At 69.1% G+C, this 17,129-nt stretch carries 14 protein-coding genes and 1 pseudogene; 5 read left to right on the forward strand and 10 right to left on the reverse strand.

Features of this window, described 5'->3' with window-relative positions:
* Positions 1-191: 191 nt before the first annotated feature.
* A complete protein-coding gene (locus ACIN94_RS19770; RefSeq protein ID WP_400707951.1) occupies positions 192-2,684 on the reverse strand; it encodes an ATP-binding protein in 2,493 nt (830 codons plus the stop codon).
* 169 nt (positions 2,685-2,853) lie between these two features.
* Between ACIN94_RS19770 and ACIN94_RS19775 the strand changes: the two genes are divergently transcribed.
* On the forward strand, positions 2,854-4,773 hold the full coding sequence (locus ACIN94_RS19775; RefSeq protein ID WP_400707953.1) for an ABC transporter ATP-binding protein: 1,920 nt from the start codon (positions 2,854-2,856) through the stop codon (positions 4,771-4,773).
* 50 nt (positions 4,774-4,823) lie between these two features.
* On the opposite strand, the gene ACIN94_RS19780 is transcribed toward ACIN94_RS19775, so the two are convergent.
* The 5 genes from ACIN94_RS19780 to ACIN94_RS19800 all read right to left on the reverse strand — a co-directional run bounded on the left by ACIN94_RS19780 (position 4,824) and on the right by ACIN94_RS19800 (position 9,091).
* A complete protein-coding gene (locus ACIN94_RS19780) occupies positions 4,824-6,290 on the reverse strand; it encodes a peptidoglycan D,D-transpeptidase FtsI family protein (RefSeq protein WP_400707955.1) in 1,467 nt (488 codons plus the stop codon).
* Between the two features lie 99 nt (positions 6,291-6,389).
* The gene (locus ACIN94_RS19785) at positions 6,390-6,764 is read right to left on the reverse strand and encodes a MerR family transcriptional regulator (protein ID WP_400707957.1); all 375 of its coding nucleotides are present in this window, start codon (positions 6,762-6,764) and stop codon (positions 6,390-6,392) included.
* 70 nt (positions 6,765-6,834) lie between these two features.
* Positions 6,835-7,491, reverse strand: coding sequence for a TetR/AcrR family transcriptional regulator (locus ACIN94_RS19790; protein ID WP_400707959.1), 657 nt, complete (start codon positions 7,489-7,491; stop codon positions 6,835-6,837).
* Between the two features lie 127 nt (positions 7,492-7,618).
* Positions 7,619-8,431: an aldo/keto reductase gene (locus ACIN94_RS19795; RefSeq protein ID WP_400707961.1), complete on the reverse strand. Its 813-nt coding sequence runs from the start codon at positions 8,429-8,431 to the stop codon at positions 7,619-7,621.
* A 456-nt stretch (positions 8,432-8,887) separates the two neighbouring features.
* A complete protein-coding gene (locus ACIN94_RS19800; RefSeq protein WP_037915390.1) occupies positions 8,888-9,091 on the reverse strand; it encodes a cold-shock protein in 204 nt (67 codons plus the stop codon).
* 1,030 nt (positions 9,092-10,121) lie between these two features.
* On the opposite strand from ACIN94_RS19800, the gene ACIN94_RS19805 reads away from it, so the two are divergent.
* On the forward strand, positions 10,122-10,247 hold the full coding sequence (locus ACIN94_RS19805; protein ID WP_400707964.1) for a hypothetical protein: 126 nt from the start codon (positions 10,122-10,124) through the stop codon (positions 10,245-10,247).
* A gap of 48 nt (positions 10,248-10,295) precedes the next feature.
* On the opposite strand, the gene ACIN94_RS19810 is transcribed toward ACIN94_RS19805, so the two are convergent.
* Both ACIN94_RS19810 and ACIN94_RS19815 read right to left on the reverse strand, forming a co-directional pair.
* Complete coding sequence (locus ACIN94_RS19810; protein ID WP_400707966.1) at positions 10,296-10,937, reverse strand: response regulator; 642 nt, start codon at positions 10,935-10,937, stop codon at positions 10,296-10,298.
* Positions 10,934-12,112, reverse strand: a complete 1,179-nt coding sequence (locus ACIN94_RS19815) for a sensor histidine kinase (RefSeq protein WP_400707968.1) — start codon at positions 12,110-12,112, stop codon at positions 10,934-10,936. The genes ACIN94_RS19810 and ACIN94_RS19815 overlap by 4 nt, the downstream gene beginning before the upstream one ends.
* Before the next feature lie 516 nt (positions 12,113-12,628).
* Here ACIN94_RS19815 and ACIN94_RS19820 point away from each other — a divergent pair.
* A pseudogene (locus ACIN94_RS19820) lies at positions 12,629-13,153 on the forward strand (class I SAM-dependent methyltransferase); the annotation flags it as partial.
* Between the two features lie 128 nt (positions 13,154-13,281).
* Here ACIN94_RS19820 and ACIN94_RS19825 read toward each other — a convergent pair.
* Complete coding sequence (locus ACIN94_RS19825) at positions 13,282-13,485, reverse strand: hypothetical protein (RefSeq protein WP_400707970.1); 204 nt, start codon at positions 13,483-13,485, stop codon at positions 13,282-13,284.
* Positions 13,486-13,767: 282 nt separating this feature from the next.
* Here ACIN94_RS19825 and ACIN94_RS19830 point away from each other — a divergent pair, with 282 nt between their 5' ends.
* Positions 13,768-14,373, forward strand: a complete 606-nt coding sequence (locus tag ACIN94_RS19830; protein ID WP_400707972.1) for a DUF1707 domain-containing protein — start codon at positions 13,768-13,770, stop codon at positions 14,371-14,373.
* A gap of 1 nt (position 14,374) precedes the next feature.
* On the opposite strand, the gene ACIN94_RS19835 is transcribed toward ACIN94_RS19830, so the two are convergent.
* Positions 14,375-15,286 (reverse strand): coiled-coil domain-containing protein, encoded by a 912-nt coding sequence (locus tag ACIN94_RS19835; protein ID WP_400707974.1) that lies wholly within the window; start codon positions 15,284-15,286, stop codon positions 14,375-14,377.
* Between the two features lie 304 nt (positions 15,287-15,590).
* On the opposite strand from ACIN94_RS19835, the gene ACIN94_RS19840 reads away from it, so the two are divergent.
* Positions 15,591-17,024: an aldehyde dehydrogenase gene (locus tag ACIN94_RS19840; RefSeq protein WP_400707976.1), complete on the forward strand. Its 1,434-nt coding sequence runs from the start codon at positions 15,591-15,593 to the stop codon at positions 17,022-17,024.
* The last annotated feature ends 105 nt before the right edge of the window (positions 17,025-17,129 follow it).

Genomic DNA, 17,129 nt, shown 5'->3' on the forward strand with positions numbered 1-17,129 from the left:
CGGGGATGGTGTGGGCCTGCCCGTACCGGGCCGTCACTACGGCGAGCGCGGTGCGGAAGGCTGGGCGTCGTCGGTCGAACACCAGGGAAACGTACGGCGGGCGGCAGCCCCGGCACATGCTCCGGAGTGCGTATCCCGAGATGTATCTATGCGGCCCCTGATGTGTAGACACGATGTGTAGCAGGGGCGTCTCAGCTGCGGTTCTGCTCGATGACCCAGGTGGCCACCTGGGTGCGTGAGGAGAAGCCGAGCTTGGCCAGGATGTTGGCCACGTGCCGGGCCGCGGTCGCGGGGCTGATCACCAGCTCGTCGGCGATGGCCTTGTTGCTCAACCCCCTGGCGATCAGCTCGGCGATCTCCCACTCCCTGCCGGTGAGCGTGGTGAGCGGGGCGGCGACCGGGTGCCTGCCCGCCGTCGGGGGCGCGTCGGACTGCTCGTCACCCTGCAACGCGTAGCTGACCGCCTGTTCCTGGGACATCTCCTGCCCGTGCGCCCAGAGCTGGGCGACCAGCGCCTCACCGAGCCGCATCCGGGCGGGCTGGAGCAGCTCCTCCATCCGCGCGCCGAAGCCGGACGGCAGAACGGAACCGCTCATCGCGCTCCGGATCGCGGCGGAGGCCCCCGCCAGGCGCACCGCCCGACGGTCGTCCTCCTCGGCCAGCGCGAGCTGCGCGAGCGTCTCGATCCGCCGGGCCACGCCGAGCCGCTGGCCTGTCCCCTGGCACAGCCGCAGGCTCTCGATCAGCCTGACGCGCGCGGTGGCGAGGTCGCCCTGGGCCAGGGCGATACGGCCCAGGCCCGACAGGCAGGTGATGGTCTGCCAGTGGGCGGGGATGTCCTGGAGCAGGTCGAGGGCCTGCTCGTAGTAGGCACGGGCCTCCGCCAGATCACCTCGCAGCCAGGCGACCTGCGCCAGGCCGATGAGCGCGACCGGGGCGGCCCAGTGGTTGTCGAGCTCGTGCGCGATGGCCAGGGCGGCCTCGAAGGAGCGCCGCGACTCCTTGGCCCGTCCCTCGGACAGCGCGAACGTCCCCTCCATGGAGCGGATCACCATCTCGTGCCACGGGTCGTCGACCCTGTGCACGGCCTCCAGCGCCTCGTCCAGGAAGGATCTGGCTCTCTCCGGCCGGCGCTGGTAGATGGCCACCCAGGCGAGGATGGCGAGCGCCCCGCTCAGCGGTCCGTGCAGGCCCGTCTTCCGGCACAGCTCGGCGGCAGCCGCGCAGGCGACCTGCGCGGTGCCGGGGTCCCCCTGCCCGAAGGCCACCTGCCCGCGCAGCACGAGAGCGTTCGCGCGCACGCTCGGCGTCAGGTCCGCCGACTTCTCCGCCAGGAGTCGGTCCAGCCACTCGTCGGCGGGGGTGAACCTGCCCCCGGCGATGATCGGCCAGCGGAGCAGGACCAGCAGGCTCAGTGCGCTCTCCGGATCGTCCGCCTCGGCCGACCAGCGCACCGCCGCCCACACGTTGGCCTGCAGCTCGTCCAGCAGGACGAGCATCGGGCAGATCTCCGCCCAGGTCGGACGGGGACGCCGGACGATGGTCTGGTGGATGCGACCGGCGATCTCGATCATGTGATCCCGGTGTCGCCGCCTCAGCGCGGCCTCCTCGCCGGAGGTGTCGAGCTGCTCGGCCGCGTACTGGCGGATCGTCTCCAGCATCCGGTAGCGCGTCTCACCGGCGACTTCCGCGTCGGCCAGCACCAGGGACTTGTCGACCAGGTCGCAGAGCACGCTCAGGACGTCGTCGGCCCACAGGCCGTCGCCCGCGCAGACCTGCTCGGCCATGTCCAGCGTCCATCCCCCGGTGAACACCGCCAGCCGGCGCAGGAGGGTCCGCTCGGGCTCCTTGAGCTGCTGGTAGCTCCAGTCGACGGTCGCGCGGAGCGTCTGGTGCCTGGCCGGGGCCATCCTGTCGCCGGTGGACAGGAGGCGGAACCGGTCCCTGAGCCGGGCGTGGATCTGCTCCACCGTCAGCACCCTGCACAGCGCGGCGGCCAGCTCGATGGCGAGAGGCATCCCGTCGAGCGCCTCGCACAGGCTGGCGATGTCGCCGGTGTTCTGGTCGGTGACGGTGAAGCCGCGCGAGGCGGCGGCGGCACGGTCGACGAAGAGCCGCATGGCCTCGCTGCCGGCGAGGTCGTGGACGCCGGCCCGGGGCAGCGTGAGCGGCGGCACCCGCCACACGGTCTCCCCCGCCACCCGCAGTGGCTCCCGGCTGGTGGTGAGCACCCGCACACCCGGGCAGACGGTGAGCACCGCCCGGCAGAACCGGGCCGACTCGTCGATGAGCGACTCGCAGTTGTCGATGATCAGCAGCAGGTTCCGGTCACCGAGCGCGTCGATCAGCGTGTCGGCCAGCGGGCGCGACGGCTCGGCCTTCACCCCGAGCACGGCGGCGACCCTGGGCGCGATCAGGTCGCCGCGCACCGCCTCCGCCAGCTCCACCAGCCAGACGCCCCCGGGGAACTCCTCCGCCACCTGGGCGGCCACCCGGATCGCCAGCCTGCTCTTGCCGATGCCACCCGCCCCGCACAGGGTCACCAGCCTGGCGACGCCCAGCAACTCGACGAGCTCTTCCACATCACCCTCGCGGCCGACGAAGGCGTTGGGTTCGAGAGGAAGATTGCCACCGGTAAGGGCGGTACCACCGGGAAGGGGCACGTGCGCGGTGTCCTGTGTCATCGGCTCTTGGGGGAGGTCGCGGGCTGGCCGTCACCGAAAGTGTGGCACCAATTACCGCTCCGTGCCCAGGCTTAGCCCTATTTCGCACGCTCGGATTACCCGGCCGCGCCCGTGACCGTCCGCGGCCATCCGATAGCGGAATGTCGGTGCGACGTCTCACACTGCACCCATGGCGGACACTCCCCCGGAACCTGCTTCCCCCACCGCGACCGCGGAGGGCACCTCCCCCGAACCCGCTCCCGATCTCGGCGAGCTCAGCCTCTCCGACTGGCATGCCCACGTCGGCACGTTGACCGGCATCGGTTTCCTGACCATCGCGCGCCGGCTGCCCGCGCTGGTGTCGCAGGCCGTACGGCTGGCATGGCTGGCCGGCCCCCGTGACACCGTCATCGCGATCACTCTGAGCCTGCTCGCCGGCGTGTTCACCGCGTTCGGGCTGCTGGCCACCACCGGCGTCCTGTCGGCCCTGTTCGAGGCGGGGCCGACTCCGGAGCGGGTCGTGGCCGCCCTGCCCAGCCTGCTCCTGGTGGGCGCGGCGGGCACGCTGCGCACGCTGATGCAGGCGGGCGCGGGGTGGGCGCAGTCCCGGCTGGATCCCCAGGTCAGCCGGATCGCCGAGGAGCGGCTGTACGGGCTGACCAGCCAGGTCGGCCTGGCCGCGTTCGACGATCCGGACTTCCACGACGCGCTCCAGCGCGCCAGGTCACGCGGGGTGGCCATGGCGGATGTGGTGGTCGGCACGACCATCAACGTGCTGACGGCGATCATCGGGATCATCGCGGCGGCGGGCGTGCTCGGGGTGCTCCACCCCGTGCTCGTGCCGCTGCTGGTGCTGGCGGTGCTGCCGGACGCCTGGGCCGCGATCCGCTCGGCCCGGATGCGCTACACCACGATGTACGCCCTGATCCCCGCCAGCCGCCGCAAATGGATCATCGGGGAGCTGCTGGCGGAACGTGGAGCGGCCGCGGAGGTGCGCTCGTTCACCATGCGGGGCTTCCTGATGCGGATGTACGACGCCGTCGCCACCGCCGAACAGTCCATCCTGCTGAACCTGGCGCGGCGGCAGACGTTCACGAAGGTCGTGGGTGAGGCGCTCGGCGGGATCGGGACGGCCCTCGTCTACGTCACCCTCGGCGTGCTGCTCGCCCTGGGGGCGGTGCCTCTGGCGGTGGCGGGCACAGCCGTGCTGGCAATCCGGTCAGGCCAGATGTATCTGGCCAACCTCATGTTCGCCACCAACCGCCTCTACGAGGAGGGCCTCTACTTCACCGACTTCCTCGACTTCTGTGCCGACGCGGAGGGCCGGGTGCGGTCGGGGCATTCCGGGCAGGCCCCCGAGACGTTCGAGCGGATCACCGCCGAGGACGTCGTCTTCACCTACCCCGGCTCCAGTACCCCCGCGCTCCAGGGAGTCTCGATCCGCATCGACCGGGGCGAGGTGATCGCCCTCGTCGGGGAGAACGGCTCGGGCAAGACGACGCTGGCCAAGATCCTGTCAGGTCTCTACATGCCGGACAGCGGGCACGTCCGGTGGGACGACACCGATCTGGCCGACGTCGACCCCGACCAGCTCCGGCAACACATCGCGGTCATCGCCCAGGACCACACGCGCTGGCCGCTCACCGCCAGGCACAACATCAGCATGGGCACCGACAAGGGAGAGGCCGCGCTGATCTCGGCGGCCGAGGTGGCGGGCGCCGACCAGGTCGTCGCCGAGCTCCCCCACGGTTACGGCACGCTGCTCGACCGGCGGTTCAAGGACGGCCAGGAGCTGTCCGGCGGTCAGTGGCAGCGGATCGCGATCGCCCGCGGCTTCCACCGGGACGCTCCGCTGCTGATCTGCGACGAGCCCACCGCCGCCCTCGACGCCCGCGCCGAGCACGCTCTCTTCGAGCGCATCCGGCGGCATGCCGACGGCCGCACCGTCCTGCTGATCACCCACCGGCTGGCCAGCGTCCGTTACGCCGACCGGATCTACGTGCTGGACCACGGCAAGGTCGCCGAGGAGGGCACCCACAGCCGGCTCATGGAGATCGACGGCCTGTATGCCGACCTCTACGGCCTGCAGGCCCGCGCCTACTCGGCCTGAGCACCGGACCGGCCGAGGCCGTGCCGTACCACGAGCCCGTACGGCTCCCGTCAGCCGGAGTCTTCCAGCAGGGCACGCATGACGGCCTTCGCGATGGGGGCCGCCACCTGGCCGCCGGCCCCGCCGCCCTCCACGAGGACCCCCACGGCCACCCGGGGCTTGGCCGCCGGGGCGAAGCCGGTGAAGACCGCGTGATCCCGCCCGACGGCGGTGTTCTCGGCGGTGCCGGTCTTGGCCGCGACATCGATGCCCGGGAGAACGGCGGCCTCGCCGGTGCCGCCGGGCCGGGTGACCGTGACCATCATCGCGGTGAGCCGGTTGGCCTCGTCCTTGTCGAGCGCACGGCGATACCGCGCCGGCTCGGCGTCGCGGATCACCGTACCGTCGGCGAGACGTGCCTCCGCCACGAGATAGGGACGCATCAGCACGCCGTCGTTGGCGACCGCCGCCGAGATCATCGCGATCATGATCGGGGTGACCCGGTCGTCGAACTGTCCCAGCGCCGACATCGCGGTCTGCGCCCGGTTCATCCCCTGCGGGTAGACGCTCCTGGCCACGGGCAGGGGAACGGTGAGGTCGTCGGCGTTGAACCCGAATGCCTCGGCCTGCTTGCGCAGCGCGCCCTGGCCGAGTTCGAGGCCGATCTTCGCGAACGGGGTGTTGCACGAGACCTTGAAGGCGTAGGCCAGTGGCGGATCACCGTCGCCGCAGGTCGATCCGCCGGAGTTGCGCAGATAGGTGTCGGTGCCGGGGAGACGGAGCTCGACGGGCGCGTCGACCTTGGCGGCCGGGCTGTACTTTCCCGAACTGAGCGCGGCGGCACTCGTGACGACCTTGAAAGCGGAACCCGGCGGGTAGCTCTGCTGGAGCGCCCTGTTCAGCAGCGGGTTGCCGGGATCGCCCCGCAGCCGCGTGTCCACGCTGTCGAGCTGGGCGCTGTCGAAGGTCGTGTAGACGTTCGGGTCGTAGGAGGGGAAGGAGGCCAGCGCCAGGATCGCACCGGTGTTGGGATTGATCGCGACGACGGCCCCGGGCCGCCCGGTGGCGCGCAGCGCCTCATAGGCGGCGAGCTGCGCCCGCCCGTCGATGGTGAGTTCGAGCGTGGCCCCCCTGTCGATGCCGTTCACCAGTGAACGCACCCTCACATAGGGATCCCTTCCGGACAGCACGGCGTCCTCGGCCTTTTCGAGGCCGGATTCGCCGTAGAGCGAGATGTGTCCGGTCACCGGCGCGTAGAGCGGGCCCTGGGGATAGACCCTCCGATATCTGAACAGGCCGGCCCCGTTGTCGCGGCTGGCCGCGATGACGGTGCCGTCGCGGAGCATGATCTCGCCGCGCGGGCCGTCGAACCGAGCGATCATCATCCGGTGGTTGCGCGGATCCTCGCCGAGCCGGACGGAGGAGAACGCCTGGATGTAGGTCACCTTCGCGAGGAGGACGAACAGCATGGCCCCGCATACCAGAGTGACGCGCCGGAGGGGGATGTTGATCCGGCGCGCCCGTGGTGCGGCGGCCATGAGCCCCTCCCCCGATCCCGCTGCCGGTCGCTGGTCTACCGGTCTAACAGCCGGACCGAAAAGGGCGGACCCCCCGGGGGCAAAGCGGCCGTACGGCTTCTACTCAGCCACCGCGCGGTAATAGTCGATCTTGTTCTGGATCGCCGTCTGCTTCTCGCGCAGATTGGCCACCTGGGTCCGCACCCGCCGGTCGTGGGCTTCGAGCAGGGCGATCCGGTCACGGATCGTGTGGTCGCCGGCCCGGACCAGCTCCGCGAAACGGAGCATCTCCGCGATCGGCATCCCGGTGTCCCGCAGGCAACGGATCATGCCGAGCCAGCCGACGTCGTCCTGGGTGAACCTGCGCTGCCCTGCCGCGTTGCGGCCGATCGGCTCCAACAACCCGATCCGCTCGTAATAACGCAGGGTGTCGAGGCTGAAACCGGTCTCCTCCACCACCTGTCCCGGCGTGTACACACTCACGATGGGAAGCATCCCATCTGGAGTCCGCTCCGGGTCAAGTGGAGATCTACGTTCTGACACGGAGTTACCAGGAGAAGGCCCCTCACCCCTGGGGCAGGTGGTCGGAGAGGTAGCGGCGGACCAGGCGCTTGCACTCGGCGATCAGCTCGGGATCCCCGCCGGGACAGGAACGGAAGGCGAGCTTGAGCACGGCGTCGGCGGCCTCGACCGCGACGACCAGGGCCCGGTCCAGGGCGGGTCCGATCGGGGCGCCGAGCAGCTCGACGGCGATCGCGCGGAGCCGGTCGGCCACGATGACGTTGTTCTCCAGCGCGGCGTCGAGCATCCGCTCGGTCCCCTTGAGTGCAGGGCCGCCCGGCGAGGACAGCACCTCGCCGAAGTCGACGACGGCGAACCCCGGGGTGGACCGCTTCATCGCGACGAACTCGTCGATCGCCAGGTCCGCCATCTCGGTCCAGTCCGAGAGCCGTACGGCCGAGAGCCGGGCGGTGACCCGGGTGAGGAAGGCCTCCAGGTTGCGCAGCGCCAGCGCCCGCACCAGCCCCTGCTTGTCCGGGAAGAACTGGTAGAAGGTGCCGATCGGCACCTCCGCGCGCCGCGCGACCTCCTTGGTGGTCAGCGCCTCGTATCCCGCCTCGTCCAGCAGCCGCGCGCACTCGTCCAGCATGCGTCCGACCCGTTCCAGGCTGCGCCGCTGGGCGGGGCGGCGACGTAACGTCCCCCCGGAAACATCCGTCATCACTCCATCATCTCCTACACGGGCGCGCCGAAGATTAACATGAGTGACACTCATGCCATCGGGAGGTCAGGGTGTCCCTGTGGGGTACGGCCACCGCGCCCTACCAGATAGAGGGCGCCGTCGCCGCTCAGCCGTTGAAGGTGTCGGGGTCCGGACCGGTGCGGGCACCGCGGTCCAGCCGGGCGATCGCCTCCATGTCCTCGTCGGTGAGGACGAAGTCGAAGACGTCGATGTTCTCCTTGATCCGTGCCGGGGTGACCGACTTGGGAATCACGACGTTTCCCAGCTGGATATGCCAGCGCAGCACGACCTGGGCCGGGGACCTGCCGTGCCGTCCGGCGATCTCGGTGATCACCGGGTCCCTGAGCACGCCGCCCTGGGCCAGCGGGCTCCACGCCTCGGTGACGATGCCGTGCCGGGCGTGGAAGTCGCGCAGCTCGGCCTGCTGCAGTGCCGGATGGAGCTCGATCTGGTTGACCGCAGGGACCACGCCGCCGGCCTCGATGAGACGCATCAGGTGGGCGGGCTGGAAGTTGGACACACCGATGGCGCGGACGCGGCCGTCGGCCAGAAGCTTCTCCATCGCCTTCCAGGTCTCGCCGTACAGGTTCATGGCAGGGGTGGGCCAGTGGATGAGATACAGGTCGAGCTGGTCCAGCCCCAGCTTGGCGAGGCTCGTGTCGAAGGCGGCGAGGGTGGGGTCGTAGCCCTGGTCGCTGTTCCACACCTTGGTGGTGACGAACAGCTCCTCACGGGGCAGGCCGGAGGCGGCCAGCGCCTGGCCCACACCCTGCTCGTTGCCGTAGGCCGCGGCGGTGTCGATGCTCCGGTAACCGGCTTCGAGGGCGGTGGTCACGGTCCGGGCGGTCTCCTCCTCGGGCACCTGGAACACGCCGAAGCCGAGCCGCGGCATGGAGACGCCGTTGTTCAGAGTGATCATCTGCAGTCCCTCCCCCTGAGCTGCGCCCGGCCGATGGAAGCGGAGGCAATGGCGGTGTCCGCTCGCATCCGAGCGCACGACACAGAGAGTGCCCAGAGGGGGAGACATGGTATCGCGTGGCATGGCACATGAAGCATCAAATGTAAGGAAATTCCACCCTGAACCCCCGGCCTGACCTACTCCACTCCGCGGCCCCGGACACCGGCCGGACAGCGCACGCTAGACGACGTCGCCGTCCCAGGCGAAGTCCCGCAACGGGTGGTCTGCTCAAAGAGGGCGTTGGCCGTCAGAAATCCCTTGAGCAGCTGCGGGGAGGCGGCCATCCGTCCGACAGGCTCGGGGACGTAGCCGAACTCCCCGCCGGAAGGGCCGCCCGCCGTACGGCCTACGAAAACAGGCCGGGGCCCGCACCTTTTCAGGTGCGGGCCCCGGCCGGCCGCGTGGCGTGAGCCTGTGTCAGGCGGGAACGATGTTCTCGGCCTGCGGGCCCTTCTGGCCCTGCGTGACGTCGAACGACACCTTCTGGCCTTCCTGCAGCTCGCGGAAGCCCTGGGTGGCGATGTTGGAGTAGTGGGCGAAGACGTCAGCGCCGCCGCCGTCCTGCTCGATGAAGCCGAAGCCCTTTTCTGCGTTGAACCACTTCACGGTGCCAGTCGCCATGTCGATCTCCTTCGATAGGTGGCAAAACCGTAATCCGCACTGCACGGATTACGCGTCGCCGCAATGAGCCCATCCGGAGATGACCGGCAAACAAAAATGCACCTGAGGGTTACATCCCGTCAGGCGCACACAGAGTTTCATGGGTACCACAACTGCAACTGAGTCCAGAGTAGCACCTCCCCCGACCGTCCGAGCCCGTCGGCCAGTGGAGGCGACGACGGCATCGTGGATCATCGGATCGGATAACGCACCGGCCGCGCTCACCCCGCAACGCCGAAAACACGGCCAGGAGGGCATCACCCCACCCAACGCGACCTATCGCGCCTGCTCCGGCGGGGCCACCGTACTCCCCGCGACCCTGCCCTGCGTGTGGTTGCCGTTCGCGATCGTCGGCAGGACGCTATGCGTCTCCGTCAATGATAAGTAAACTTATTATAAGTTAGCTCATCATTGCTTTGGCGGTGGAGAGGCCGAGGAGTCGCGACCCTTCCGCACAATGTCCATGGGCCTCCACCGGTTGGGCAAAGCCGTCTGAAGCTGGCGAACCTCCTTCACCGACCCCAGAGGGCCGGTGCTGGCAGCTCCTGTCCATGGCCCTGTTCCCCAACCCGCCGTTGCGATCCTCACCGGCCCCGGAGGGCCGGTGCTGGGGTCACGTACAGTACGCCGCTGTCCAGCCGGGCGGTGTTGCGATCCTCACCGAACCCGGAGGACCGGCGCTGGTGCGAGACGGCCCTCCAACAGGGCCATGCGTTGCTTCTCGAACCGGTCACGCAAGCATAGAAAATCAGCGTCAGGTCGCACAGCAGGATGGATGGTGTCCGCGAAATGGGCAGCAGTATCCAGAAAGTCTGCGTCACACAGCGCGCTGGAAGTCAGCCGTAGCGCCATCTCCCGCACCAGCGGCTGCCTCCATGCCTGCCATGCAGTAGTCCGAGAGGGCGGGGGAGGCACAGACCACAACGGTCAGCCGGTAGGAGCCTCCGATGAGGGTGCATCGAGGCGGACCGCGCAAAGGCCTTCTACGCTCGTGAAGCGGGGAGTGGCGGTCAGCGAGGTTGCGGAGCTCAGCGCGAGCGGGAAGCCGACTGTCTCCTATCCGGCCTTCGAGGATCCGGACGGCAACAGCTGGAGCCGGCAGAAGCTGCCGTACTAAAAGGGCTACTTGCCCTGCCGGCCCCGCCTCTCCGCATCGGAAGTCCGTTCAAGCGTAGGGGACGACGAGGCCCGACTCGTAGGCGTAGACGATGGCCTGGGCCCGGTCACGCAGGCCGAGTTTGGCCAGCAGCCGGGCGACGTGCGTCTTGACGGTGTGCTCGGTGACGACCAGCTCTCCGGCGATCTCGGCGTTGGACAGACCTTTCGCGATCAGCCGCAGCACCTCGAGCTCGCGAGGGGTGAGGTCGACAGGAGGGTGCGAGCGGGGCCGCTGCCTGGCGAACTCGGCGATCAGCCGCCTGGTCACCTGAGGGGCGAGCAACGCGTCACCCCGAGCGATCACCCGGACCGACTCCACCAGATCCTTCGCCCTGACGTCCTTGAGCAGGAACCCGCTCGCCCCCGCGGAGAGCGCGTCGTACACGTAGTCGTCCAGGTCGAAAGTGGTGATCATGAGGGCACGGGTAGGCAGCTCGGCGACGATCTGGCGGACCGCCTCGATGCCGTTCAGCTCCGGCATCCTGATGTCCATCAGCGCCACGTCGGGCCGGGACTCCCTCGCCAGCCGTACCGCCTCGGCCCCGTCGGCGGCGGTGCCCACGACGGTGATGTCCGGCTGGGCGTTCAGCACTGCGGCGAAGCCGTGCCTGACGCTCTTCTGGTCGTCGGCGACCAGAACACTGATCACGCCGCCGCCTCCGCCTGCAGGAGCGGAAGGCCCGCCTCGATGAGGAAACCGCCCTCGGGCGCCGCACCGGTGTTGAGCCAGCCGCCCAGCATGACCACCCGCTCCCGCATCCCGATCAGGCCGTGACCACCCGTGCTCGGGGAAGGGCCGGGGCCGTCGTCGCTCACCCTGATGGCCAGCGTGTCCTGCAGGTAGGCGAGCTCGATGCGCACATTCGCGTCCGGCGCGTGGGAGCGGACGTTGGTCAGCGCCTCCTGCAGGATGCGGTACGCCGACAGGTCGACGGCCGCGGGCAGCGGGATGGCATTGCCGATGATGTCGAGATCAACCGTCCCCCCTGCCCTGCGGTGCTCTTCCAGCAGCTCGGGTATGCGTGCCAGGCCCGGCTGCGGCGAGGTGCCGCCGCCCACCCCACTGTCGGTGCGCAGCACGCCGAGCAGCCGCCGCATCTCCACCAGCGTCTCGCGGGCAGTGGTCGCGATCTGTTCGAAGCCTTCGCGTGCGGGATCGCTGAGATCCTTGATCGTGTATGGGGCGGTCTCGGCCTCCACCGCGATCCTGGAGATGGAGTGCGCCACGATGTCGTGCATCTCCCGCGCGATCCTGGCCCTCTCGGCCATGGCGGCCTGCTCGCACTGCGCGGCGATCATCTGGTCCACGCTCTCCTGCCGGACCTCCTTGACCTCGCCCCGGGCGCGGGCGAGGTCGGCCGCGAGCGCGACACCGCCGATACAGAGGGCGACCTGGGCCCCATGAACCATCACAACGGGGCCGAAAAAGCTCCCGATCCTCCACATCAGGAACATGCCCAGACCGAACAGCCCGGCCATGGCCAGCACGGTTACCGCCCAGGCCTGCCCCCGCTGAAGAAGCCTGAGCAGCGTGTAGAAAGCGACGGCAGCGGATATGGCGACCGCGAGATTGGACGTGGGAGTGGGATAGGTCCCGTTGAAGAACAGCCCGACGCCGCCGACGAATGTCGCGGCCAGCGCCGCGGGCGGGTTCACCCGGCGGAAGACCAGGGGCAGGGTCGCCAGCAGCAGGAGAGGAACCGTCACCCCGTCATGGCTCCAGGACAGCCCGATGGCCCAGACCGCCAGCCCGATCCCGACGGCCAGATCAAGGGCGGGGACCGGGCCGATCTTTCTTTCCTGTAGGACGCTGCTCTGAGTCATGCACAGAATTGTGCGGGCAGGCGAGGAGTGTCCGCGTCACTCAAAGGAGTGATGTTCACCCAGGGCCGCGGGTGCCACCCCCGGCGCGCACCGAATACTGCAGCCGGGAGAATCCGCCGTCATCTCGACGCCCACGGCTCTGCCCGGGCAGGCCTCTTCGCTCGGCGAGGTCGACATCTGACGATTACCCCGTCCGGATTCTGCGGTCTCGCCCTCTCATTTAATTCCGGGAGGGCATCGCTAGTATTCGCGTAGCGAAATTCCGGCTCCGGAGAGGATAACCGTGACCACCGCAAACGACCCTTACGCATTTCTTGGCAATGGATATGTGCACCAGCGGCGCCCCGACCCTCGGATTGCGAAGATCATCGATGCTGCTCTTGGTTCTGCGCGTTCGGTCGTCAACGTGGGCGCGGGTACCGGTTCCTACGAGCCGGCAGACCGTGAGGTGCTTGCGGTTGAACCGTCCCGCACGATGATCCAGCAGCGTCCGCCCGGCTCGGCTCCTCTGTCGTACAGGGGTTCGCCGAGAAGCTCCCCCTTCCGGACAGGTCGTTCGACGTCGGCTTGGCCATCCTCACGGTTCACCACTGGACCGACCTGCAGGCCGGGCTTGCGGAACTACGCAGAGTCTCCTACCGCCAGGCCATTCTTACCTGGGACCCGTCCATCACTTCGCGATTTTGGCTGGTCGAAGAATATCTGCCGGAAATAGCCATGCGCGAGCGTGGCCTCGCGACGCTGGCCGAAACCCGACGTGGGCTGGAGCAACTGGGGGCCACGACCGATGTGATCCCGGTACCCATCCCCGCCGACTGCACCGACGGCTTCACGGGCGCCTATTGGCAACGCCCCGAGGCATATGTGAATCCGGACGTTCGAGCAGCGATGTCCGCTGTGATGGTGCTTGACCAGTCGTATGTCGGCGCCGCCATACGGCGGCTCTCCGATGACCTCGCCACCGGCCTGTGGCACCGCCGCCATGCTGATCTACTCGACCGCGGCGACCTCGATCTGGGGTATCGACTGGTCATGGCATAGGTCTTGTCCGACGGTTACGACGTGTCCTGGGCGTGGCCGGATGATCTATACCGCCGACGTCAGCCGTCGGACAACCACCACCAAGAAGTTCTGATCACGGAATCACCACAGGTCAGCGGCCTGACGGCTCAGAACATCGAGATGTGATCCGTCATGGCGACTGACCTGCGGTGATCTCCCAGCAGGCGTTCCGAGCCGGGCTTTTGGCGTTCACTGGTTCTTATCATTTCGCGCTGCTTCTCGCGCCCATGTGCCCTGAGTGTGCCCTGCCCTCGTAGATCTGGGTGATCTCCGATGCCGCAACGGGTCGCCTGGGAAAACAGCTCGATCATGGGGATGAGCAGGGATTACGCCCGTGGGCGCAACCCGACGAGACCCCCGCCTGCGGGTGCGGCGCGCTTTTGGAGGAGGGGCAGTCCCTGTGCCGCAAGTGCCGGGCGCGGGACCGTTGGATGCGGTGTCAGGGGGCCAAGCGCAGGACGACCAAGCGGCGCGAGGAGACCCGGCGTCCGGCTGGCCGGCCGCGCGGCATCGCCGAGGCGGGGGTGAGCTGGACGTGACCGAACCCCTTGGCAAGCTCTCCGTCAGGATGAATGAGAACTATCGTGACCAGTATGGAAAATCCCCCTCAGCGTAGGGACTCCCAGATGTCGCACCTGCGCGCCTCGGACAGCAATAGGGAGCAGGTCAGCACCCTGCTCGGTGAAGCCCTGAGCACCGGTCAGCTGAGCCACGAGGAGTACTCCGAGCGCCTGGACAGCCTCTACCAGGCCAAGACCGTGGGGGAGCTCGAGGTCCTCACCCGCGACCTACAGGTCGATCGGCACCGTCCGGCCGCGGACCCGGTGTCCCACCTGCCGGGTACGAGCTCCAAGCCCGAGAACATCGTCGCCATCTTCGGCGGTGCCGAGCGCAAGGGCCGCTGGCTAGTGCGGCGGCGGACCAAAGCGCTGGCCGTCTTCGGCGGCCTGCGGTTTGACCTGACCGGCGCCGAGTTCGAGGCGAAAGAGGTCGAGATCACGATCAACGCGATCTTCGGTGGGGCCGAGATCATCGTGCCCGAGGGGATGGAGGTGCGCTGCCGCGGCGTCGGCATCTTCGGCGGCTTCGACGTGCACAGCAGCCCAGACGTCGACCCGTCGGCGCCAGTGGTTGTGGTGAGGGGCCTGGCGCTGTTCGGCGGAGTGGGCGGTAAGGTCCGGCGCCGGCGCGAGCGCTGAGTCAGAACATCGAGATGTGGACGTGGTCGATGTGGTTGGCGGTGTTGCCTCCTCGGTTGGACATCATCTTCCAGCCGGCGCCGGTCCGGACGTCGTAGTACCTCTGCTGCCAGATGATGTACATGACCCCGAGCCGGGGGCCGTTGGTGATGGCCCACTGGGCCAGGCGGTCGCCGCGCGCCTTGGCGTCGGCGGTCGGGAACTGGCCGCCGGTGCTCATCATGAAGTCGCAGGCCCGGCCGCTGCCGTGGTCGCCGGGGTCGCCGGGGCGCAGGCAGCCGTAGCCGTAGGGCATCGGGAAGGACTGCAGCACGAGGTTGCGCATGGCGACCGTGCGGGGGGTCAGGCCGCCGCTGCCGGAGGGGGTCTGGAAACCGTACTTGGCCAGGAGTCCCTCGATCCGGACCCGGTCCTTCTTCAGGTCGGCGATGTCCTTCTGGAGGCGGACGATCTTCTCCTCGGCGGACTTCTCGGCGACCTTGGCTTTCTTGATCAGTGACTGGATCCGGTTGAGCTGGGCGGCGCGCTGGCTGGCCAGGTAGGACATGGTCGCGGCCTGGCTGAGCACGTTGTCGGCGTCGCCGTCGAAGCTCAGCAGGTTGGTGTCGTCGAGGGCGCCGCCCATGTAGGCGGTCTGGGCGAAGCGGACGATGTCCATCTTGGCGGCGGCCAGCGCCGCCCTGAGGCTCTTGGCGTTGGCGGTGGCCTTGCCGGCCTGGACCCGGGTCTCCTCCAGGCTCTGCACCTGGCCGCGGTAGTCCTTGTTGAGCTGGCTCGCCTCTTGGGTGAGCCTGCGGAGCTCGGCCTCGGGGTCGGGCTTGGCGGCGCGCTGGACAGCGGCTCCGGCCATGGTCGGGATCAGCAGCAGCAGGGAGAGCACGACGCCCAGCGTGGTCGAACGAGTCGATCTCACGCTCCGCTCACCTCCGGTGCCCCCTCATGGACGGAGCGAAACTATAGAAGGCGATCTTGATGACCGCCACCGGAACGGGGGAACCCACGCACCATTGACGAACTATCTACCAGTCTGCGACGCCTTAAACAAATGCCGCAGCGACGATCTCGCCGTACGGCGCGCCCCTTGCCATTGCCAGCAGAACATGATTCGGTCTCATCAATGGGGACCTTGTGAGCCCCGCCCCCCCGAGGAGAAGACTGTCCAAGCAAGCACTAGCTCAAATGCTGACTCCGGTCCGCCCACCAGGAGGCAACACATCATGCGCCGGCACGACACGCTGTTCATCGGGGGCGACTGGGTGGCCCCCTCGGGCACCGGGACGATCGACGTCGTCTCCCCCCACACCGAGGAGGTCATCGGCCGCGTCCCCGACGGGACCCCCGCCGACATGGACCGCGCGGTGGCCGCCGCCCGCCAGGCGTTCGACCACGGCCCCTGGCCCCGGATGACGATGGCCGAGCGCGCCGCCGTCGTCGGCAGGCTCGCCGAGATCTACGCGGCCCGCCAGTCCGAGATGGCCGAGATCATCACACTGGAGATGGGCTCCCCGATCACCTTCTCCCAGATGGCCCAGGCGCCGCAGCCGCTCGGCATGCTGCAGTACTACGCCGAGCTCGGCAGGACGTTCCCCGTCGAGGAGGAGCGGCCGGGCACCTTCGGCTCGGTGACCGTCCGCCGCGAGCCGGTCGGCGTGGTCGCCGCCGTGGTCCCGTGGAACGTCCCCCAGTTCGTCATCATGATCAAGCTGGCCCCGGCCCTCGTCGCGGGCTGCACGATCGTGGTGAAGCCCGCACCCGAGACCCCCCTCGACTCCTACCTCCTGGCCGAGATGGTCAAGGAGGCGGGCATCCCCGACGGCGTCGTCAACATCGTCGCTGCGGGACGCGAGACCGGCGAGCACCTGGTCTCCCATCCCGGCGTGGACAAGGTCGCCTTCACCGGCTCCACCGCGGCCGGCCGGCGCATCGCCGCGATCTGCGGCGAGCAGCTCAAGCGGTGCACCCTGGAGCTCGGCGGCAAGTCGGCGGCGATCATCCTGGACGACTGCGACCTGCCCTCGGCGATGGGCTTCCTGTCGATCGCCTCGCTGATGAACAACGGCCAGGCGTGTGTCGCCCAGACCCGCATCCTGGCCTCGCGCAACCGCTACGACGAGGTCGTGGACGCGGTCGCCGGGATGGTCAGGGGCATGCGGGTCGGCGACCCCGCCGATCCGGCGACCGGCATCGGCCCCCTCGTCGCCAAGCGGCAGCAGGACCGGGTCGAGGACTACATCAGGATCGGCATCGACGAGGGCGCCAAGCCGGTCGTCGGCGGCCTGGACCGCCCCCACGACCGGGGCTGGTACGTCGCACCGACCGTCTTCGCGGGGGCCACCAACGAGATGCGCATCGCGCGCGAGGAGATCTTCGGCCCGGTCCTGGCAGTGATCCCCTACGAGGACGAGGCCGACGCGATCCGGATCGCCAACGACAGCGACTACGGCCTGGCCGGGACGGTGTGGACCGCCGACACCGAGCACGGTATGGACATCGCCCGCCGGGTGCGCACCGGTTCCTACGGCGTCAACCTCTTCATGATCGAGACCAGCTCCCCGTTCGGCGGCTTCAAGAACAGCGGCCTCGGCCGCGAGCTCGGCCCCGAGGGCCTGTCGGCCTACCTGGAGTACAAGTCGATCGCCCGGCTGGGCTGACCCCCCGTCGGGGGGGGGGGGGGGGGGGCCGCCCCCCCCCCCCCCGCCCCCCCCCCCCCCGCCCCCCCCCCCCCCCCCCCCCCGCCCGCCCCCCCCCCCCCCCAC

Source organism: Streptosporangium sp. NPDC087985, from assembly GCF_044741965.1.
Taxonomy (GTDB): Bacteria; Actinomycetota; Actinomycetes; order Streptosporangiales; family Streptosporangiaceae; genus Streptosporangium.